Raw genomic sequence first — 470 nt, 5'->3', positions numbered from 1 at the left:
CAGCAGGGCGAGCCCGTGCTTGCACGGGAACTTGCGGCTCGGGCACGAGCAGCGGAACGCGGGACCGGTGAGGTCGACGCTCACCTGGTAGGGCGTCTTGCCCGACCCCTGGCACTTGCCCCAGACGAGCACGTCGGTCGACCCGGTGTCGGACCACGGGCCGGGGCGCGCGAGCCTGCGGGCAGCCGCCAGCGACAAGGCGTCGGGGGCCAGGCCGGCCACCTGGGCTGGAGTCCATCGGGTCATGACTGGCACATCATGACCCACGCCTCCCACAGCGGGGGCGCAGTCAGCGCACCGCGTCGGCCGTCCTCGACCGTGAGGGCGCGTCGCTCGCGCCGGGCAGCACCGCGAGGGCGACCGTCAGGGCCACGGCGGCGAGGCCGACGACGGACGCCACGACCGCCCCCCACCCCCGGTCCGACCACGCGTAGCCGAGCACCCAGCCGACGACGGCCGAGCCGCTGTAG

At 75.1% G+C, this 470-nt stretch carries 2 protein-coding genes; both read right to left on the bottom strand.

The annotated features are described in order from the left end of the window. Window positions 1-246 (bottom strand): SWIM zinc finger family protein (locus AC1DFM_RS34770; RefSeq protein ID WP_477081380.1); only part of this gene is annotated, 246 nt, incomplete at its 3' end. A gap of 43 nt (window positions 247-289) precedes the next feature. Next, on the bottom strand, window positions 290-470 hold a 181-nt coding region (locus AC1DFM_RS34765), incomplete at its 5' end, for a hypothetical protein (protein WP_477081379.1).

The organism is Chitinophaga sp. 05T412 (assembly GCF_056396465.1).
Note: the sequence above shows the minus strand (reverse complement) of the source record. Positions and strands in the feature narration are given on the sequence as shown.